The organism is Nocardia sp. A7, assembly GCF_046549215.1.
Classification (GTDB): Bacteria; Actinomycetota; Actinomycetes; order Mycobacteriales; family Mycobacteriaceae; genus Nocardia.
Window position 1 is genome coordinate 1 of sequence record NZ_JAJPWE010000012.1, and the last position, 20,630, is coordinate 20,630.

15 protein-coding genes and 1 rRNA gene are annotated in these 20,630 nt (G+C 67.1%); 15 read left to right on the forward strand and 1 reads right to left on the reverse strand.

Features of this window, described 5'->3' with window-relative positions:
• Positions 1-6 precede the first annotated feature (6 nt).
• The 7 genes from rrf (at position 7) to recN (ending at position 8,395) form a co-directional block, all read left to right on the forward strand.
• Positions 7-123, forward strand: a 5S ribosomal RNA gene (rrf, locus tag ACLJPD_RS32910).
• Positions 124-2,258: 2,135 nt separating this feature from the next.
• Positions 2,259-3,287 (forward strand): hypothetical protein, encoded by a 1,029-nt coding sequence (locus tag ACLJPD_RS32915; protein WP_410877453.1) that lies wholly within the window; start codon positions 2,259-2,261, stop codon positions 3,285-3,287.
• Positions 3,288-3,670: 383 nt separating this feature from the next.
• Positions 3,671-4,579: an HAD-IIA family hydrolase gene (locus ACLJPD_RS32920; RefSeq protein ID WP_410877410.1), complete on the forward strand. Its 909-nt coding sequence runs from the start codon at positions 3,671-3,673 to the stop codon at positions 4,577-4,579.
• A gap of 13 nt (positions 4,580-4,592) precedes the next feature.
• Positions 4,593-4,877 carry a hypothetical protein gene (locus ACLJPD_RS32925; protein WP_410877412.1) on the forward strand — a complete coding sequence of 95 codons (285 nt, stop codon included), beginning with the start codon at positions 4,593-4,595 and terminating at the stop codon, positions 4,875-4,877.
• A 1-nt stretch (position 4,878) separates the two neighbouring features.
• Positions 4,879-5,700 (forward strand): TlyA family RNA methyltransferase, encoded by an 822-nt coding sequence (locus ACLJPD_RS32930; RefSeq protein WP_410877414.1) that lies wholly within the window; start codon positions 4,879-4,881, stop codon positions 5,698-5,700.
• Positions 5,697-6,626: an NAD kinase gene (locus ACLJPD_RS32935; RefSeq protein WP_410877415.1), complete on the forward strand. Its 930-nt coding sequence runs from the start codon at positions 5,697-5,699 to the stop codon at positions 6,624-6,626. The genes ACLJPD_RS32930 and ACLJPD_RS32935 overlap by 4 nt, the downstream gene beginning before the upstream one ends.
• On the forward strand, positions 6,626-8,395 hold the full coding sequence (gene recN / locus ACLJPD_RS32940) for a DNA repair protein RecN (RefSeq protein ID WP_410877417.1): 1,770 nt from the start codon (positions 6,626-6,628) through the stop codon (positions 8,393-8,395). The genes ACLJPD_RS32935 and recN overlap by 1 nt, the downstream gene beginning before the upstream one ends.
• A gap of 47 nt (positions 8,396-8,442) precedes the next feature.
• On the opposite strand, the gene ACLJPD_RS32945 is transcribed toward recN, so the two are convergent.
• Positions 8,443-8,862, reverse strand: coding sequence for an SRPBCC family protein (locus tag ACLJPD_RS32945; protein ID WP_410877419.1), 420 nt, complete (start codon positions 8,860-8,862; stop codon positions 8,443-8,445).
• 182 nt (positions 8,863-9,044) lie between these two features.
• Between ACLJPD_RS32945 and steA the strand changes: the two genes are divergently transcribed.
• The 8 genes from steA to xerD all read left to right on the forward strand — a co-directional run bounded on the left by steA (position 9,045) and on the right by xerD (position 20,557).
• A complete protein-coding gene (gene steA / locus ACLJPD_RS32950; protein ID WP_410877420.1) occupies positions 9,045-10,244 on the forward strand; it encodes a putative cytokinetic ring protein SteA in 1,200 nt (399 codons plus the stop codon).
• Positions 10,241-11,182 carry a copper transporter gene (locus tag ACLJPD_RS32955; RefSeq protein ID WP_410877454.1) on the forward strand — a complete coding sequence of 314 codons (942 nt, stop codon included), beginning with the start codon at positions 10,241-10,243 and terminating at the stop codon, positions 11,180-11,182. Before steA ends, ACLJPD_RS32955 begins: the two co-directional genes overlap by 4 nt.
• An 845-nt stretch (positions 11,183-12,027) precedes the next feature.
• A complete protein-coding gene (locus ACLJPD_RS32960; protein ID WP_378652342.1) occupies positions 12,028-12,297 on the forward strand; it encodes a hypothetical protein in 270 nt (89 codons plus the stop codon).
• A gap of 311 nt (positions 12,298-12,608) precedes the next feature.
• Positions 12,609-12,953 (forward strand): trypco2 family protein, encoded by a 345-nt coding sequence (locus tag ACLJPD_RS32965; RefSeq protein WP_410877421.1) that lies wholly within the window; start codon positions 12,609-12,611, stop codon positions 12,951-12,953.
• 56 nt (positions 12,954-13,009) lie between these two features.
• Complete coding sequence (locus tag ACLJPD_RS32970) at positions 13,010-16,411, forward strand: tetratricopeptide repeat protein (RefSeq protein WP_410877423.1); 3,402 nt, start codon at positions 13,010-13,012, stop codon at positions 16,409-16,411.
• Positions 16,412-17,170: 759 nt separating this feature from the next.
• Positions 17,171-18,892 carry a CTP synthase gene (locus ACLJPD_RS32975; RefSeq protein ID WP_410877424.1) on the forward strand — a complete coding sequence of 574 codons (1,722 nt, stop codon included), beginning with the start codon at positions 17,171-17,173 and terminating at the stop codon, positions 18,890-18,892.
• A gap of 21 nt (positions 18,893-18,913) precedes the next feature.
• Positions 18,914-19,570, forward strand: coding sequence for an NUDIX domain-containing protein (locus ACLJPD_RS32980; RefSeq protein ID WP_410877425.1), 657 nt, complete (start codon positions 18,914-18,916; stop codon positions 19,568-19,570).
• 54 nt (positions 19,571-19,624) lie between these two features.
• On the forward strand, positions 19,625-20,557 hold the full coding sequence (gene xerD, locus ACLJPD_RS32985; RefSeq protein ID WP_410877427.1) for a site-specific tyrosine recombinase XerD: 933 nt from the start codon (positions 19,625-19,627) through the stop codon (positions 20,555-20,557).
• Positions 20,558-20,630 lie beyond the last annotated feature (73 nt).

A 20,630-nucleotide genomic window follows, 5' to 3' on the forward strand; every position in this document is an offset into this window, starting at 1 on the left:
TAGTGTTACGGTAGTTATAGCGGTGGGGAAACGCCCGGTCCCATTCCGAACCCGGAAGCTAAGCTCATCTGCGCCGATGGTACTGCACTCGACAGGGTGTGGGAGAGTAGGACACTGCCGGAACATCCTTCGCGATAGGGGACCCTTATTTGGGTCCCCTATCGGCGTTTGTGGACTCGATACGAGTTCGGTACGCCAGGCGGACGATGCCCCGTCCTTCGCCCGTGGTTGAATTCTTAGTGGCGGGGCCATTGACAACACTCCCCGGAGACCGGGGAATCTAGAGAGGGATCGCCGTGTCGGAACACAACGACGGACGGAAGCCTTTCCGCCGGGACGGAGACGCCCCCGGTTTCGGCCGGCGCGGCGAACCGACCGATCGACCTCGCGGCGGACACGATGACAATCGCGGCTCGGGCCGTGGCGAAGGTGGCGGCTATCCCAAGCGCGACGACGCCGGCCGCGCGAGCAGCTCCGATCGTGGCAGCGCCAGTCGTGGTGACTCCGATCGTGGTAGCTCCGACCGGGGCGGATTCCGTCGCAATGACGACAATCGCGGCTCCGGTCGTCCCGAGGGTCAGCGTGGCGGATACAACCGTGACGACCGTGGCGGCAGCTCCGACCGTGGTGGTTTCAAGCGTAGCGACAGTGGTGACCGCGGCGGCTACCAGCGCCGCGATGACGCCGGTCGTAGTGGCTCGAGCGATCGCGGTGGTTCCGGTGATCGTGGTGGTTTCAAGCGCAATGACGGTGGGAGTGACCGTTCGTCCGGTGGTTTCGATCGGGGCGGTGACCGTGGTGGATATCGCGGCAACAACGACGACCGTCCCCGCGGTGGCTCCGATCGCGGCGGCTCCTCGGATCGCGGTGGCTACCAGCGCCGCGACGATAGCAAGAGCGGCTACCCGAAGCGAGACGACGCCGGTCGCGGTGGTTACCAGAAGCGCGATGACAACGATCGCGGCGGATTCAAGCGCAGCGACAGTGGCGACCGCGGCGGCTACCAGCGCCGTGATGACGCGGGCCGCGGCGGTTCCAGTGATCGTGGCGGCTTCAAGCGTGATGAGGGCGGCAGCGGCCGTTCGTCCGGTGGTTTCGATCGCGGCGGTGACCGTGGTGGATACCGTGGCAACAACGACGACCGTCCCCGCGGTGGCTCCGATCGCGGCGGCTCCTCGGATCGCGGCTCCTCGGATCGCGGTGGCTACCAGCGCCGCGACGATAGCAAGAGCGGCTACCCGAAGCGAGACGACGCCGGTCGCGGTGGTTACCAGAAGCGTGACGACAACGATCGCGGTGGTTACCCGAAGCGCGATGACAACGGTCGCGGCGGATTCAAGCGCAGCGACAGTGGCGACCGCGGCGGCTACCAGCGCCGTGACGACGCCGGTCGTAGTGGCTCGAGCGATCGCGGTGGTTCCGGTGATCGTGGTGGTTTCAAGCGCAATGACGGTGGGAGTGACCGTTCGTCCGGTGGTTTCGATCGGGGCGGCGACCGTGGTGGATATCGCGGCAACAACGACGACCGTCCCCGTGGCAGCTCGGGCGGCGGGTTCCGTCGTAACGAAGGCGACGACCGTTCGCGCGGCAGCTCCGATCGCGGTGGTGACCGTGGTGGCAGCTCCGATCGTGGTGGTTACCAGAAGCGCGACGACAAAGGTGGCTACCCGCGTCGCGATGACAGCGGCAAGGGCGGCTACCAGCGTCGCGACGACAATGATCGTGGGCCCCGGCGTGACAATGACCGTGGAGGGTTCAAACGTGACGCCCGCTCGGCCGGCCAGGGCAGGTTCGTCGGCGAAGACGGCAAGCCGCTCAACGGCACCTACCGTGAGAAGCGCGCGGAGCGCGAAAGCGATGTGCTCGGCGTCGTCTCGTCAGCGGCCGCTTCCGACATCGACGAGTCGACCATCGACGACGGTGCGGCCCCGGTCGACGAGTCGGCCGATTTCGCCGCAGCGGCGGCCGATAAGTCGTCGAGCGACGAGTCGACAGCGTCCACTGAGCAGTCCGAGGACGCCGCTGTCGAGCGCCGTGAGCCGACCGAGGCTCGGGTAGCCGACGAGGACAACCAGGCCGCGACCGCCGACACCGAAAACGAACGTCCTCGTACCGCGGATCGTGAAGACGGCCCGCGTGAATCGGCAGATAGTGACCGTTCGCACGACGACTCCGATCTTGTCGACCGGTCGCGTCCCGCGGACGACGACGATCGCGCCTCGGACCGTGACGACCGCCCCCGTGGCGATACAGAGCGTGTGGAAAGCCCGCGTGTTGCGGACCGTGACGACCGCGCCCGTAGCGAGTCCGGTCGCGAGAACAGCTCGCGTGGTGCCGACCGTGACGACCGCGCCCGTAGCGAGTCCGGTCGCCAGGACAGCTCGCGTGGTGCCGACCGTGATGATGGTTCCCGCGGTGCGGACCGTGACGATCGCGGCGAGCGGCGTGGATTCGCGGATCGCGGTGTTCGGTCGGACCGTGACGATCGTTCGCGCGGCGGATCGGAGTCCGGCGCGGCACGGGCGGGTGGCTTCGGCGGCGACGATCGTCGTCGTGGCGGTGAAGGTGCTCGTGCGACGGGTGGCCGGCCGGACGATCGTCGGGCGGCGCGTCCCGAAGAGCCTGATCTGCCCGAGGACGTGCAGGCTTCCGATCTGGATCCGGCCGTGCGTCGCGACCTGCTGAGCCTGGACAAGAACAACGCTGATTCGGTGGCACGGCACATGGTGATGGCCGTGGAGCTGCTCGAAGACGACCCGCGCCTGGCGCTGGCACACGCGCGGGCCGCGCGGCAGCGGGCCGGCCGTATCGCCGTGGTGCGTGAGACCGCCGGTGTGGTGGCCTATCACGCCGAGGAGTGGGCCGAGGCGCTGTCGGAGCTGCGCACCGCGCGACGCATGTCAGGTGGTGCCGGGCTGCTCGCGGTGATGGCGGACTGTGAGCGCGGTCTCGGCAGGCCGGAACGGGCCATCGAGCTCGGACGCAGCGAGGAAGCGCAGACGCTCACCGGTGACGAAGCGGCCGAGCTGAGGATGGTCGTCGCGGGCGCCCGCATGGATCTGGGTCAGTTCGACCAGGCCGTCGTGACGCTGCAGGCCTCCGATCTCGACCCGTCGCGCACGGGTTCCGCCGCTGCGCGCCTGTTCTACGCCTACGCCGACGCGCTGGTGGCGGCAGGGCGCACCGATGACGGACTGCAGTGGTTCCTCAATGCCGCGGCGGCCGATCTCGACGACGAAACCGACGCTGAGGAACGGGCAACCGAACTCACCGGCGACGCACAGTAGAAGTCCGAGGCCGTAGTCCGGGAATCGCCTAGGTTCCCGGACTACGGCCTTTTGGCGTGTCAGCAGATCCTGAGTTGTCTGCCGACCGAGGTCACCAGGACAACGCATGTCGGTGTGGCGCGGCGGTGTTCGATCGGCACGCTCACGGGCAGCTGAGCTGCTGCGGTCGCAACGGGACATGTATCCCGGCGCACCGTTGGCCGCCCGCGACGCGCTGGGTGTGAAGGACATAACCGGGGACACCGCGCACAGACACTGACCGCATGCTCGATCATGAAGGGTACGAGTGCTATTCGACAGCCGAGGGGAACCGAGGTTGTCGGTGCCTTCGCCTAGGGTCGCAGATGTGTTCGGCCCGGGCAGTGACGACGGAGTGAGGGTGGATGAACCGGCTGCGCGATCAATACGACGCTTTGCTGCTCGACTTGGACGGAACGCTGTACCGCGGACCCGAGGTCATCGAAGGTGCGCCCAAAGCGCTTGCACCGGAAGGTGATTCGGCACAGCGGCTCGTCTACGTCACCAACAACGCCGCGCGTGGCCCCGGTGCCGTGGCGCACCACCTGGACGAGCTCGGCTACCCGGCCACCGCCGACGATGTGGTGACCAGTGCGCAAGCCGCCGCCCGCATGTTGTCCGTGCGACTGAGTCCCGGCGACAAAGTGCTCGTCGTCGGGACCGACGATCTGGCCGCCGAGGTGAAGGCTGTCGGTCTCGACCCCATCCGCCGATTCGGCGACGTCCCGCCGTCGGCGGTCGTACAAGGTCACTCGCCGACGACCGCGTGGCCCGACCTCGCCGAAGCCGCCTACGCCCTCCGCGTCGGCGCGCTGTGGATCGCCGCCAACACCGACCGCACCTTGCCCAACGAGCGCGGTCTCGCTCCTGGTAACGGCTCGATGGTCGCCGCCTTGGCCACCGCCTCCGATCGTGAGCCACTCGTCGCGGGCAAGCCCTACGCCCCGTTGATGGAAGACGCGATCGAGCGTGCGGGTACCCGGCGTGCCCTGGTTGTCGGCGACCGCCTCGACACCGATATCGAGGGCGCGAACGGCCTCGGTCTCGACTCGCTGCTGGTGTTGACCGGAGTCAGCACCCTCGATGAGGTGATCGGCGCACCGGCCGCCCGGATCCCTACCTATATCGCCGCCACCCTCGACGCGCTCAACGATGTTGTGCTCAACGATGTTGTGCTCGCCGAGGCTGCCGAACCAGCGGACATCGCGGAACTGTTGCGACAGCACCCCGGCCGGGCGGTACGGGTGCGCGCAGCCGATTCGGAAATCCGATAGCGTTGACGTCACGATGAGTACTGCGAGTTCACCGCCGAACGGCGCGTCACAGCCACCCCGACCCGGGATTCCCGTGCCGGGCGCTCACCTGCCCGGTGGGCAGGCGCATCAGGAACCGGCCGACCCGAACCGGATCAAGGCCGACGTCGACGCACTGCTCGCCGAGCTCGGCCCGCGTCCCGCCGTGAGCCCGGCGGAGAACACCGAGACCGGTGCCGACATCACCCGCCGTGCGCGCATCCTCGAACAAGCGCACGACGTGCTGGTAGACGCGCTGGCGACAGTGGACAAGATCTGAGGTGGCCAGGCGAGCGCGCGTGGACGCCGAACTGGTTCGCCGCGGATTGGCGCGATCGCGAGAACACGCGACCGAACTGATCAGTGCGGGCCGCGTCCTGATTGCCGGAACCGTGGCCGTGAAACCGGCGACGGCCGTGGAGACGGGAACCCCGCTGATCGTGCGGGAGGAAGCCGACGAGGTGTCGTGGGCCTCGCGGGGTGCGCACAAACTGCTCGGCGCGCTCGCGGCGTTCGAGCCGGAGGGGCTCGACATCGCGGGTAAGCGATGCCTGGACGCGGGCGCGTCGACCGGTGGGTTCACCGACGTGCTGCTGAACAAGGGCGCGCGCGAGGTGGTCGCGGTCGACGTCGGCTACGGTCAGTTGATCTGGCGACTGCAGAACGACGACCGGGTCACGGTGTTCGATCGCACCAACGTGCGCAACATCACCCCCGAATCCATCAGTGGCACAGTCGAAGTCGTCGTCGGCGACCTGTCGTTCATCTCGCTCGGACTTGTCCTGCCCGCACTGGCGGCCTGTGCTGCCGACGGCGCGGATCTCTTGCCGATGGTGAAACCACAGTTCGAGGTCGGCAAGGACAGGGTCGGCTCGGGTGGGGTGGTGCGTGACCCGGCGTTGCGCACCGAAGTGGTGTGCGATGTGGCGAACGCCGCGGCCGCGCTCGGACTGCGCACCCTGGGTGTGGTCGCCAGTCCGCTGCCCGGACCGTCGGGCAATGTCGAGTATTTCCTGTGGCTGCGCAAGGTCGGCCCGTTCGACTACGACGCCGAACAGGTGCGGGCGATGGTCGCGCACGCTGTCGAGGAGGGTCCGCAGTGAGTACTCGAGCGGGCGGCAGGGAAATCCTGCTCGTCGCCCATCCCGGCCGCGCGGAGATCATCGAGACCGCGCACCGGGTGGCGAAGATCTTCGCCGAAGCCGGTATCTGCCTGCGCGTGCTCGCCGACGAGGCCGACAGCACCCGGTTCGAGGACGAAGCCGGGTATCCGGTGCGGGTGGTGCCGCACAGTCCGTCCGCGGCACAGGGTTGTGAGATGGTGCTCGCCCTCGGTGGCGACGGCACCTTCCTGCGCGCAGCCGAACTCGGTAGGCCCAGCGGGGTGCCCGTGCTCGGAATCAATCTGGGCCGCATCGGTTTTCTCACCGAGGCCGAGGCCGAGAACCTCGACGAGGCACTCTCGCAGGTGGTCGATCGCGACTACCAGGTGGAAAACCGGATGACCATCGATGTCACCGTGCGCGTCGACGACACGATCGTCGAACGTGGCTGGGCGCTCAACGAGGCCAGCCTCGAGAACGCCCAGCGGATGGGTGTGCTGGAAGTGGTACTCGAAGTGGACGGACGCCCGGTCTCGTCGTTCGGCTGCGACGGCATCCTCATCTCCACCCCTACCGGGTCGACCGCCTACGCGTTCTCGGCGGGCGGGCCGGTGGTGTGGCCCGAACTGGAGGCGATGCTGGTGATCCCGAGCAACGCGCACGCGTTGTTCGCGCGGCCACTGGTGACCAGCCCGGAATCGCTCATCGCGGTGGAGACCGTGGCGACCGGGCACGACGCGATCGTTTTCCTCGATGGCCGACGCACCATCGCGTTGCCACGTGGTGGCCGTGCCGAAGTGGTGCGCGGCGAACGCCCGGTGCGATGGGTGCGGCTCGATTCGGCGCCCTTCGCCGATCGGATGGTGCGCAAGTTCCAGCTGCCGGTCACCGGCTGGCGGGGCAGACAGCGAACGGAAGAGCACTGATGCTGACAGAGATCAGGATTGACGGACTCGGTGTCATCTCGACGGCCACCGCGCAGTTCCATGCCGGTCTGACCGTGCTCACCGGCGAGACCGGCGCGGGCAAGACCATGGTGGTCACCAGCTTGCACCTGCTCAGCGGTGCGCGCGCCGACGCGGGACGGGTACGCCTCGGCGCGGCGAAAGCCGTGGTGGAGGGCCGTTTCGTTATCGATGACGTGAACGAGGCGGCGCGCGTGGCGGTCGGGGAAGTGCTGGAATCGGCGGGCGCCGAGGCCGACGAGGACGGCAGCGTGATCGCGGTCCGCACCGTCAACAGCGACGGACGCTCGCGCGCACATCTCGGTGGGCGCGGCGTGCCCGCCGCGGTGCTCGGTGAGTTCACCTCCCGGCTGCTGACCGTGCACGGCCAGAACGATCAGTTGCGGTTGCAGCGGCCCGAACAGCAACTGTCGGCACTGGACCAGTTCGCCGCCGACGGCGTCGCCGCAGTGCTGCGCAAGTACCAGGTGCATCGCCGGTCCTGGCTGGACGCGCGGACCGAACTGCTCGAACGCACCGCGCGCAGTAGGGAATTGGCACTGGAAGCCGACCGGCTCAAGCATTCGCTCGCCGAAATCGACGGCATCGCACCCGAACCCGGTGAGGACACCCGCCTGGTCGCCGAGATCCGCAGGCTCAGCGACCTCGATTCGCTGCGGGAGGCGGCCGTCGCCGCGCACGAGTCGCTGTCGGGCCCGAGCGACGCACCGGCCGACGGTGGCGGCGTGCTCGATCTGCTCGGTGGCGCCCGCGCCCGCCTGGATTCCGCCGACGACCCCGCGCTGGCCGCGCTGGCTCCGCATCTCGGTGAGGCGATCGCGGTGGTGGTCGACGTGACCACCGAACTCAGCAGCTATCTGTCGGAACTGCCCTCCGATCCCAGCGCGCTGGACTCGATGCTCAACCGCCAGGCCGAACTCAAATCGCTGACCCGCAAGTACGCACCCGATATCGACGGTGTGATCGCCTGGGCCGACGAGTCACGCTCGCGCCTCGACTCGCTGGATGTGTCCGAGGACGCGCTGGCCAAACTTGCCGGTGAGGTCGAGATCGCCGCGGTCAAGGTGCGCGAGGCGGCCCGCAAACTGAGTGCGGCCCGCGCGAAATCGGCGGGCAAACTGGCCACCGCGGTGAGCACCGAGCTCGGTGGGTTGGCGATGGGCAAGGCGCGCCTCGAAGTCCAGGTCCGCCCGATGCCGGCAAGCCCGCAGGATTCGGCGCCGCTCGACGTCGACGGTGTGCTGCTGCACGCCGGGTCCAACGGCTGCGACGAAGTCGAATTCAGGCTCTCCGCGCATTCCGGCGCGCAGTCGCTGCCGTTGAGCAAAAGTGCCTCCGGCGGCGAGCTCTCACGAGTGATGTTGGCTCTGGAAGTGGTGCTGGCCGGTTCCGATCACGGCGCGACGATGGTGTTCGACGAGGTCGACGCCGGTGTCGGTGGTCGGGCCGCGGTGGAGATCGGCAAGCGCCTCGCGCGCTTGGCTCGCACCCATCAGGTCATCGTCGTCACCCACCTACCCCAGGTGGCGGCCTTCGCCGACACCCACCTGGTGGTGAACAAGTCCGACGACGGAAAAGGCAAGGTGGACAGCGGGGTTCGCACGTTGACCGACGACGAACGCGTGGTGGAGCTGGCCCGCATGCTCGCGGGTCTGGACGACACCGAGACCGGCCGCGCCCACGCGGAAGAACTACTCGAAACCGCCCGAGCCGAGCGATTGCCTGCCTGAGAAGCAGCGACGTCGCCTACCGTAACGGCAGGCGACGTCGACTTCGATCAGCGCAGGGCTTTGCGCACGCCACCGAGAAGCTGGTTGGTCAGCTGACGCAACCCGAACTCCAGCACCGGCGCGGGCACGGGCAGCGACGGCTCGGACTCCATGGTGTACACCACGCGGGTGCCACCCTCGGCGGTATCGGCGAAGTCGATCGTGCCGACGTGGCGCTTGACCGGCGCACCCTTGATGATCTTGTATTCCATCCGCTCGCCGGGAACCAGCGCGGTGATCTCCTCGGTGACGCCCACCTTGCCGAAGCCGAGCGTGTGCTGGGCGCCGACGCCGGTGGCCGGGTCGCCCGCCTTGATGAGCTTGACCTGGATCGGCAGGTACGGGCTGACGCTCTCACGCTCGGTGAAGAGGCGGTAGACGATGTCGCGAGGTGCGTCGAAAACCGTCTCGACGATGCTGCGTGGCATGAATGTGTCTCCTGTCCGAGATGTCTGTGACCCGCAGCATACGGGTAGTTGTCACGGTGGTGCCGACCTGGCTGTTACGGCGGATGCGGCGTGCTCGATTCCGGGGCAGCGAGTAGATGACGTGACCGGTGATTCGGCGCGCCTCCACCAAAGGTTGAGGGTTTCGCTTCATCATCGGCCTCATGAAGATGCCGGCGTTGTTGTCACGGAACACGGAAACGCTGCCCGGTGTCGCCGGGATCGCCCGGGTGGATCGCGATACCCCACGATTGCTGCGGCGGGTCGGTCCCGGGGACGTGGTCGTGCTCGACGAGACCGATCTGGACCGCCACACTGCCGACCGACTGGTCGAGGCGGGGGTGCTGGCGGTGATCAATACGTCACCGTCGATTTCCGGCCGTTATCCCAATCTGGGACCTGAAGTGTTGGTGGCCAACGGGATCGTGCTGATGGACACCGTGTCCTCCGATGCGTTCGGCAAGATCAAGGACGGTTCCAAGGTCCGTATCGACGGGGGCATCGTCTACGCCGACAAGCTGACCAAGAAGGAACCCGAGGTCCTGGTCGAGGGCATCGAGTTCGACGAGTCGACCATCGCCGACCGGATGATGCAGGCGCGCAACGGTCTCGCCGATCACCTCGACGCGTTCGCGGGCAACACCACCGAATTCGTGCGCACCGAGAGCGCGCTGCTGATCGACGGTGTCGGCGTGCCCGATATCGAATTGGACATGCGCGACCGGCATGTGGTCGTGATCGCCGACGGCTCGGGCCATCTCGCGGAATTGCAGCGCCTCAAGCCCTTCATCAAGGAGTACGCGCCGATCCTGATCGGTGTCGGCAGCGGCGCCGACACCTTGCGCAAGCTCAAGTACACGCCCGACCTGATCGTCGGCGATCCCGACGAGATCAGCACGGAGACATTGAAATCCGGGGCCGAGATGATCCTGCCCGCCGACACCGACGGCCATGCCAAAGGCCTGGAGCGCATCCAGGATCTCGGTATCGGCGCCACCACGTTCCCGTCGTCGGGTTCGCCGACCGATCTCGCGTTGATCCTGGCCGACCATCACGGCGCGTCCCTGATCGTGCTGGCCGGCGCGCACGCGTCGCTCGAGGACTTCTTCGACCGCGGCCGCCGCGACAGCAATCCGGCGACCTTCCTGACCCGTTTGAAGGTCGGTGCGAAGCTGGTCGACGCGAACGCGGTGTCGACCCTGTACCGGCACCGTTCCACCGGTGCCGCGGTCGCGCTGGTGGTGTTGGCCGCGCTGGTGGCGATCGTGGTGGTGATCCTGGCCTCGCACAACGGCTCGGAGGTGCTCGACCGGTCGATCGAGTACTGGAACAGCTTCGTCCTGTGGGTGCGTGGTCTGCTGTGATCTCGCTGCGTCAACACGCCATCTCGATCGCGGCGATCTTCTTGGCCCTCGCGGTCGGTGTGGTTCTCGGCTCCCACACACTCGCGGGTGACATGATCTCGGGCCTGCGATCGGACAAAACCGACCTGAACACCCAGGTGGACGAGCTGACCGCCCAGAACGCCCAACTCACCGCCCGCCTCGACGCCGCCGACCAGTTCATCGCGGGCGCGGCCCCCCGCATCCTGAACGGCACCCTGGCCGACCGCACCGTCGTCGTCCTCACCACCCCCGACGCCGACCCCGCCGACATCGACGGCGTGAGCAAGTCCCTGAACACGGCGGGCGCCACGGTGACCGGCCGCATCGCCCTCACCGATTCCGTCGTCGACGCGGGGGAGGGCGACCGCATGCGCTCCACCCTCACCAACATCGTCCCCGCAGGTGCCCAGCTCAACACCGGCGCCGTGGACCAGGGCAGCCTCGCGGGTGACCTCCTCGGCCTGGCCCTACTCCAAGACCCCACATCGAACCAACCTCGCAGCACCCCCGAGGAACTGTCCCTCATCCTCGAAACGCTCCGAGGCGGCAACTTCCTCACCTACACCGACCCCCCGACGAGACCCGCGCAACTCGCCGTCGTCATCACCGGCAACGGTGTCGAACCCGACACAGGCCAAGGCGCGACTATCGCCCGCTTCACCGCCGCCCTCCGAGCAAGAGCCGCGGGCACAGTCCTCGCAGGCCGCCAAGGCGCCGCCGAAGGCAACGCCCCCATCGCCAACGTCCGAGCCCAGGCCCCCCTCGCGACAACAGTCACCACAGTCGACAACATCGACCGCGAAATAGGCCGAGTAACAACAACACTCGCCCTGACAGAACAACTCTCCGGCGGCGCAGGCCGCTACGGAACAGGCCCGACAGCAACGTCGCTCACCCTCGTAGCAATGCCCCGCTGACTGAGAACCCCACCACTCCCCGAAGGCAAGTTCCCGCGCCCCGCGAACCCACGCAACAACTGATCACCCAAGAACATGGGTAACTCACGAGACTCACTCGCCGAATCTGGAAGATCCTCTTGCCAATGCTCTGAAAGCCCAGGTCAGGGCGGCTTCTGTAGAAGTAGATGGCTTTCGCGAGTACATGGGACTCACATGCCGATAGCTTGCGATTTGTTCGACCTCAACCAGCATTGTCGGGGAATGTTGATACTCTGACCTGCACATATTGAAACCCCAGGTCGCTGCGCGACCGTTTCTCTTCCGTTGGTGCCTGCGACGTCGGCGATTAAATGGTTTGGTTGATGGCACCTGCGCGCCCAGACCTGAAAAAGTCCGCATGTTCTCGGTTCGCGCGAGGTGACACCTGGTGATGTCACAGACCAATCTGTCAGCAGTAGAGCTCCTGAACGAGTGCAGAGCATGGGTGGCTTCGGCAGGCACGGAGTGTCTTACGAACCCCCGACAGGTTGACATTGCCGTGTACACGGCAACCTTTACGCAATCGGCCTGCGGGAACAGAGTGTCTCGCGAACGATCGTTTCGATCCACCTCGGGGTGTAGTTCGGGGTACCGGTAGAACTCGCCGAATTTTGGGGCGGATTTGAAGGTTCCGCGCGAACCTAACCAGCGTCGACCGTGGCCGCGCTTCACTCGGCAGTGGTACATCAGAGGGGTATCACGTACCAGAAATACGCCTTCCGTCGATACTGCGGGAACCTGGGGTTTCCAGAGAAGAGGATTCTTGTGCGCACACATGCTCGAACTTGTTCGTCATGAGGGAGGAGCCGAAGGTGCCTTTCCGGATGCCGGTCGAGGACGTCTTCGAGGTCAACCGGTGCATCGTCATCGGCGGTCGCGTCGAACAGGGTACGGTCTGCGGCGGCGATGTCATCGAGATCTCGGGCGACGACGGCACGGTCACCGCAACCGTTGCGCGCGTGGAATTTCTCTGCTGGCGGGGAGTCGGTGAGCCCACCGGATGGCCGGGCGACAACGTGGGACTGAGGCTTCGGAAAGTCTCCCCGGGGCAAATCCGCGTCGGCTGGATCGCGATCGCGGTGCAGCACTCTTGATCGCAGCCGATATCGCTCGCCCGCGCGATCAGGTGGCCGGGTGCACGCGCAGTGCGTTCGGTCTCATCAGCGCCACTTGATGGTGCGAGAACACCGCCATCTACCGCTGCGAGTCACAGCGAACCCGTCCTCGGTGCCCGCCCGGCGAGTGGGTGTTCGATAAACGTTTCCCGAACATCGGTTGGCGGCCCCGATGCAGGTGGGCTCATATCCAAACAAGCGTTCTTGCATGGTTTTTCGTGTTCGGTCGTGGTGGGTGCAGGATGTGAAGGGATGTAGCGGTGGCGCTACCGACAGCGATAAGGGTGGTCATGGAGATCGAGTTGGCGGACGCCGTCGCGGCGTTGCGTGATGAGTTGTTGACCGCCGCGGCGCGGGGTACCGGGGCGCCGTTGAATTTCGAGGTCGGGCCGATCGAGTTGTCGTTCGAGGTCGAGTTGCGTCGTGATGCCAAGGCCAAGGCCGGGTTCAAGGCGTGGGTCGTGACCGGTGACGCCGAGGTCGGTGCCGGGCACGCGCGCAAGCAGCGAGTCACCCTGACCTTGACCCCGAAGAATCCCTCTGGTGGAGACGTTTTGGTGGGTAGCGACCAGCAGCACAGCGTTCCCGACACCGACACCGACACCGACACTGGCGAGGAGCGCTTCGAGCGGTAACCGCCAGCTGGGCTGAACGTTCGCCGGGGAATAGTGGAAGTCGAGGTGGCGGTCGGGTGCGGTGGAACCAGTTGGTCGGTGTGACCGGCGCGGGCCGGTCGGGGTCGGGGTATCTGATCGCACCCGGCCTGGCCTTGACCTCGGCTCACGTCGTCGGACAGCGGACGACCGAGGTGACGGTGATCCGGCCTGGCCACCCCGGCACCTATACGGCGGCCGTGGCCTGGTGCGGGCGCGCGGGCGGGATCAGTGACGCCGCGCTGGTCGAGATCGGTGACCCGGCGTGGATGCCGCAGCCGGTCCGGCAGGTGGTGTGGGGCCGATGCGTGACTCATCAGCCGGGGATCGCGTGCCGGACCTGGGGAATGCCGGATTTCGCCCAGCGCACCGGGAAGCCTTCGGAGACCGAGCAGCCGACCGGCACCATCAACCCCGGCGACGGCTACGTCGACAACCGGCACATCCTGCACCTGGCCGAACATCCACCCAACGCGTCGGGGGACTCACCGTGGAAGGGGATCTCCGGCGCAGCGGTCTACTGCGGCGGCCTGCTGACCGGTGTGGTGGCCACCGATCTCGACGGTCGCGGACACGCCGGCCTCGGCGTGGTCCCTGCCCACATCCTGTTGCAGGTACCGGAATTCCGAGAGGTGGTCGAACGTCACTGCGGGCCTACCGGGTTGGCGTTGGCGGCGGTGGAGTTGCAGGATCTGGCCGATCATCAGTCCCCGACTCGCGCCGCGGCGGCGGGCACTCCGGCGACGTTGCTGACTGCGCGACGCGCGGTGGTCGAGTTCCGTGGTCGCGACGATGCGCTCGCCGACCTGCGCGTCTGGGCGTCCGAGCCCGGGGTGGGGATGTGGTTGGTGCACGGTGCGGGTGGGCAGGGCAAGACCCGGCTCGCGCACCAGCTCGGTACCGAACTCGCCGCGCGCCGCTGGTCGGTGCTGTGGCTCGACCCGGCCGTCGACACCGCCGAAAGACTGCGGGTGCTCGGACAGGTCGTGACAGGGTTGCTGGTGGTGATCGATTACGCCGAAACACGAGTACCGCAAGTGGGGGTGTTGCTGACCGAGCTGGCCGCTCATGTCGGGGACCGGCCGGTCAAGGTAGTGCTGCTGGCCCGCACGGTCGGGGAATGGTGGACCCAGCTGGGCGCGACAAGCGACGCGGTCGGTGACATCACCACCCGCGCCCGCCATACCACCCTGGGCCCCCTCGACAACGACGCCGAATCGCGGCAGGCCACCTACCGCGACACGGTGGATGCCTTCGCGCGCGAGCTTCCCCGGCTCGCCGAACTCGGCGAAGCCGAATGGTCACGGGCCGCCACCAGCGTGCTGGCCCGCCCGTATCGGGATCCCGGCAACGACACGACAGCGCTCGGGGTGCAGATGGGGGCCCTGGCCGACCTGCTCGACACCCACCACCCCACCACAACGCCCCCGGCGGGTCAGCACAGCCTCGAAGACCGGATCCTCGACCACGAAAACCGCTACTGGACCGCCACCGCCACCCATCACAACCTCGACGAACTGGGAATCGCCACACTCAAGGACGTCCTGGCCGCCACAATCGTGCTCGGCGCCACCACCAGCAAAGAACTCGGGCAGATACTCACGCGGATACCGGATCTCAGCGACCAGCCGCGCTTGATCCACACCAGGATCCGGGACTGGCTGATGAGCCTCTACCCAGGCCAGGGCGCCGGCGGCTACGCCGGACTGGGACCCGACCGGCTCGCCGAACAACTCGTGGGCAGGCTGATGCTGCACCCGACCCGCGACTGCATCATCGAAACCCTCGCCGAAACCACCGGCGACCAAGGCGAAGCCGAGCAGCTGCTGACCGTCTGCACCCGCGCCGCCACACACCCCACCCTCACCGCCACCACCGATATCCTCACCACCTGGTGCGTGCGGCACCCCACCCTGCACGTGGCCGCGGTCCGAGTCGCCACCCGCGTCGAAAACCCCGAACCCCTGATCACCGCACTCGACCAGATCGCCGCCACCCCCGGCACCCCATCCGACACACTCACCACCCTCCACGACGCCATCCCACACCAGACCCGCGTACTCGCCGCTACCGCCGCAACCCTCACTCACGCCCTCGCCGAGCACTACCGCCACACCGACAACCAACCCCTCCTCGCGACCAGCTTGAACAACGTCTCGGTCCGGTTGGGGGCGCTGGGGCGCCGCGAGGACGGCCTCGCCGCGATCGAGGAAGCCGTGAGGATCTACCGGGTGCTGGCCGAACACCACCCCGACGCCTACCTCCCCGCCCTCGCGACCAGCTTGAACAACGTCTCGGTCGATTTGGGGAAGCTGGGCCGCCGCGAGGACGGCCTCGCCGCGAGCGCGGAAGCAGTGAAGATCCGACGGGTGCTGGCCGAACGTCACCCCGACGCCTACCTCCCTGAACTTGCGATGAGTTTGAACAACATCTCGGTCCGGTTGGGGGCGCTGGGCCGCCGCGAAGACGGCCTCGCCGCGATCGCGGAAGCAGTGAAGATCCGACGGGTGCTGGCCGAACGTCACCCCGACGCGTACCTCCCCGACCTCGCGGGCAGCCTGAACAACATCTCGGTCGATTTGGGGGAGCTGGGCCGCCGCGGAGACGGCCTCGCCGCGGCCGAGGAAGCCGTGGGGATCTACCGGGTGCTGGCCGAGCGTCACCCCGACGCCTACCTCCCCGACCTCGCGGGCAGCCTGAACAACATCTCGACCCGGTTGGGGGCGCTGGGCCGCTACGAAGACGGCCTCGCCGCGAGCGAGGAAGCCGTGGGGATCTACCGGGTGCTGGCCGAACGTCACCCCGACGCCTACCTCCCTGAACTTGCGATGAGTTTGAACAATGTCTCGGTCCGGTTGGGGGCGCTGGGCCGCCGCGGAGACGGCCTCGCCGCGAGCGAGGAAGCCGTGGGGATCTACCGGGTGCTGGCCGAACGTCACCCCGACGCCTACCTCCCCGACCTCGCGATGAGTTTGAACAATGTCTCGGTCCGGTTGGGGGAGCTGGGCCGCTACGAAGACGGCCTTGCCGCGAGCGAGGAAGCCGTGGGGATCTACCGGGTGCTGGCCGAACGTCACCCCGACGCCTACCTCCCCAACCTCGCGACCAGCCTGAACAACACCTCGGTCGATTTGGGGGAGCTGGGCCGCCGCGGAGACGGCCTCGCCGCGGCCGAGGAAGCCGTGGGGATCTACCGGGTGCTGGCCGAGCGTCACCCCGACGCCTACCTCCCCGACCTCGCGATGAGTTTGGCCAACATCTCGGTCGATTTGGGGGAGCTGCGCCGCCGCGAAGAAGCCCTCGCCGCGGCCGAGGAAGCCGTGGGGATCTACCGGATGACAGCTGAGCGTCATCCGGCGGTGTATGGCGTCGACGTCGAACGAGTGCAAGAAGTGCTCGAGTGGTTGCGGTCCACCCCGTCAGGAAACGAACCCGACTGACCGGCCTTCCACTGGGCACCGCAGAACGGGGTGTCGTGTGCACCAGCACAGGGCAGACTGCCACAACCGCCGACAGCCGGGGATTTATCTCGAAGTCTCTACGTATCCTCGCCCGCGATGAGAAACGCGAGTGTTCGGAAAACGAACTTGGTCTCAACCGGTCAATGCATCACCGCTGGTGGATGATGTCCGGTTGTGGAGGTGATCGTGCGCATGGTGGGTAGTGAACGGTTCGGGGAATCGATCCTTGTCGGTGGGGTAAGCAAGAACGATGTTCTCCCGGTTTTCCGGAGTTGGTTTGCTTGAAGTAGTACGCCGCTGCTCGGCTAGCGCTGGTGGCGCAGACAGGAGCAAGGGGTGGTACCGCGCATGTACGCGGTGCCACCCCTTCGCGGTGTGGGGAACCAACCACCTCACCGACGGCTGACTGCGACATGACTCGCCAGCCTCAGATGGCTACTGGTGGTCATCCACTGCCGACCGCTCCTGTGCTGCCTGATCGACTGCGAGCGAGCAGGCGATCACTGTCGCATCGGCAAACGTGCACGTCAGCCGAATTTATGACAACTAGATGGTAATCGGACACGGATCGACCGGTACCGTCGGCGCTACGATCAGCGGTGATCGCTTCAGCGAGCACATTGGTAACTCACCGGGCACGAGCAAACCCCGCCGCCGATCAACCGCCAGCGGCCGACGCGACTGTTTACGCACCTCGGTTGCGCTTGAATATCCGGGGAGGCGGTACAGTGGTGGTCCGTGGGTCATCAACGGAATTCGGCTAGAAGTGCCACCAAGCATATCTTCGTCAGCGGTGGCGTCGCCTCCTCATTGGGTAAGGGTCTCACCGCCTCCAGCCTCGGTCAGCTCCTGACCGCGCGCGGTATGCGGGTGACGATGCAGAAGCTCGACCCGTATCTCAATGTCGATCCGGGCACCATGAACCCGTTTCAGCACGGCGAGGTGTTCGTCACCGAAGACGGTGCCGAGACCGACCTGGACGTGGGCCACTACGAGCGTTTCCTCGATCGCGATCTCACGATGGACGCGAACGTGACCACCGGTCAGATCTATTCGACCGTGATCGCGAAGGAACGTCGCGGCGAGTATCTGGGCGATACGGTGCAGGTCATCCCGCATATCACCGATGAGATCAAGAACCGCATCCTCGCGATGCAGGGTCCTGATCTCGAGGGGCATGTGCCGGATGTGGTGATCACCGAGATCGGTGGCACCGTCGGTGACATCGAGTCGCAGCCGTTCCTCGAGGCCGCCCGCCAGATCCGTCACGATGTGGGTCGCGACAACGTGTTCTTCCTGCATGTGTCGCTGGTGCCGTATCTGGCGCCGTCGGGTGAGCTCAAGACCAAGCCGACGCAGCATTCGGTGGCCGCGCTGCGCAATATCGGTATCCAGCCCGACGCGTTGATCCTGCGGTGTGACCGTGAGGTGCCGCAGGGCCTCAAGAACAAGATCGCGCTGATGTGTGACGTCGATGTGGAGGCGTGTATTTCCACGCCGGACGCGCCGTCGATCTACGACATCCCGAAGGTGCTGCACAGTGAGGGCCTCGATGCCTATGTGGTGCGCAAGCTCGGGCTGCCGTTCCGCGATGTCGACTGGGCGGTGTGGGGCGATCTGCTCGATCGCGTGCATTCCCCGCGCGAGACCGTCGAGGTGGCGTTGGTCGGCAAGTACGTCGATCTGCCCGATGCCTACCTGTCGGTGACCGAGGCGCTGCGTGCGGGTGGTTTCGCGCATCGCGCCAAGGTGAACATCCGCTGGGTGCCGTCGGACGAGTGCGAGACCGAGGCCGGCGCCCAGGCGGCGCTGCGTGCGGTCGACGCTGTGCTGATCCCCGGCGGGTTCGGGATTCGCGGTATCGAGGGCAAGCTCGGCGCGATCGGGTATGCCCGCCAGCGCAGTATCCCGCTGCTCGGTCTGTGTCTCGGTTTGCAGTGTGTGGTCATCGAGGCGGCGCGTTCGGTCGGTATCTCCGACGCGAACTCCGCCGAATTCGATCCAGACACCGAGAACCCGGTCATCTCGACCATGGCCGACCAGGAAGACGTCGTCGCCGGTCAAGCCGACCTGGGTGGCACCATGCGCCTGGGCGCCTACCCCGCCACCTTGCAGAAGGGCTCGGTCGTCGCGCAGGCCTACGGCACCGAGAACGTGTCCGAGCGGCACCGGCACCGGTTCGAGGTGAACAACTCCTACCGCGACGCCATCGCCAAGAGTGGGCTGGTCTTCTCCGGCACCTCACCGGACGGGCACCTGGTGGAGTTCGTCGAGTACCCGGTCTCGGTGCATCCGTTCTTCGTCGCCACCCAGGCGCATCCGGAGCTCAAGAGCCGTCCGACCCGGCCGCATCCGCTGTTCGCCGCGCTGATCAACGCCGCGTTGAAATACAAACTGGCCGAACGCCTTCCCGTAGACTTCCCGGAGGAAGAGCTCGCGGAGCAGGCCGCGGAAGCCTAGGAATTTCGGCGATAGGAACGCATGAGCGAGCCCGGTAGTCACGACTTCGAGACGGTGTCGAGCCGGGTGCTCTACAGCGGCGCGATCCTGGCCCTGCGGCAGGATCAGGTCAGGATGCCGGACGGGCGGATCGCCGAGCGCGAGGTGATCGAGCATCACGGTGCTGTCGCGGTGCTCGCGCTCGACGACGACGGCAATGTCGTGCTGATTCGTCAGTACCGGCATCCGATCGGCACCCGGCTGCTGGAACTGCCTGCCGGACTGCTCGATATCGACGGTGAGGACCCGCTCACCGCGGCCAAGCGTGAGCTGGCCGAGGAGACGGGCCTCGCCGCGGCTCAGTGGTCGGTGTTGGTGGATGTGGCGTTGTCGCCGGGTTTCACCGACGAGGCGCTGCGGGTGTTCTTCGCGACCGGTCTCAGCGTCACCGACCGGCCCGATCCCGAGCATGAGGAAGCGGATCTGGAACTGGTGCGGATGCCGCTGGACGAGGCGGTGCGCGCCGCGCTGGCGGGGGAGATCGTGAACGCGACCGCGGTCGCCGGGGTGCTGGCGTATGCCGCGGCGCAGGCGAGCGGGGTGCCGTTGCGTGCCCCCGACGCACCGTGGCCCGGTCAGCCGACGACGTTCCTGCGGCGCAAAGCCGCTGCGGCGCCGAACCGCGGTAGCCACGCGTGATCGCGGCCCGCGTTTCGACGGCCGCACCGGTCGGCCGGGACTAGGCGGGAGCGCGTGCTCGAGCGGGAGATCGATGCCTACCTCGACCACCTGGCGGTCGAGCGCGGAGCCGCGCGCAACACCCTCGGCGCCTACCGCCGCGACCTGGCCCGCTATCGGAACTTCCTCGCCGGTCGTGGTGTCGAGAGCTTGAGCGCGGTGGCCCAGGGTGACGTCGCCGAATTCACGATGGTGTTGCGTTCGGGTGGCGCCGATCATCCTGCGCTGGCGGCCGGTTCGGTGGCGCGGGCGTTGATCGCGGTGCGCGGGCTGCACCGGTTCGCCGCCGCCGAGGGCATCACCGACACCGATGTGGCGCATGCGGTGAAACCACCCGCACCGGGTCGCCGACTGCCCAAAGCGCTGCCCTACGACCAGGTGCTGCGCCTGCTCGAATCGGCGGGCGGCGAACCGGAGGGCTCCGACGGCGGCCCGCGCGGGCTGCGCGACCGGGCACTGCTGGAACTGCTCTACTCCACCGGCGCGCGTATCTCGGAAATGGTCGGGCTCGACGTCGACGACATCGACGCCGAACAACGCTGCGTGGTGCTGCACGGAAAAGGCGGAAAACAGCGTCTCGTCCCGATCGGCCGCCCGGCCCTCGCCGCCGTCGACGCCTACCTGGTACGCGGTCGGCCCACCCTCGCCGCAAGCGGAAAAGGTTCCGGCGGAGCGCTTTTCCTCAACGCTCGCGGCGGCCGACTGTCGCGCCAGAGCGCCTGGCAGGTATTGCAGACCGCCGCCGAACGCGCCGGAATCGGGGCAACGGTCTCACCGCACACCCTGCGTCACTCCTTCGCCACCCACCTGCTCGACGGTGGGGCCGACGTGCGGGTTGTACAGGAACTGCTCGGACATGCCTCGGTGACCACCACCCAGATCTACACCCTCGTGACGGTGAGCACCCTGCGCGAAGTGTGGGCCACTGCCCATCCGCGTGCCACGTGAACCACCACCGCCCATGTGCGCTGAGCAGGTATCGTGCGAACACGCCCGGCGTTGCCATGCTGTACCTCACCGG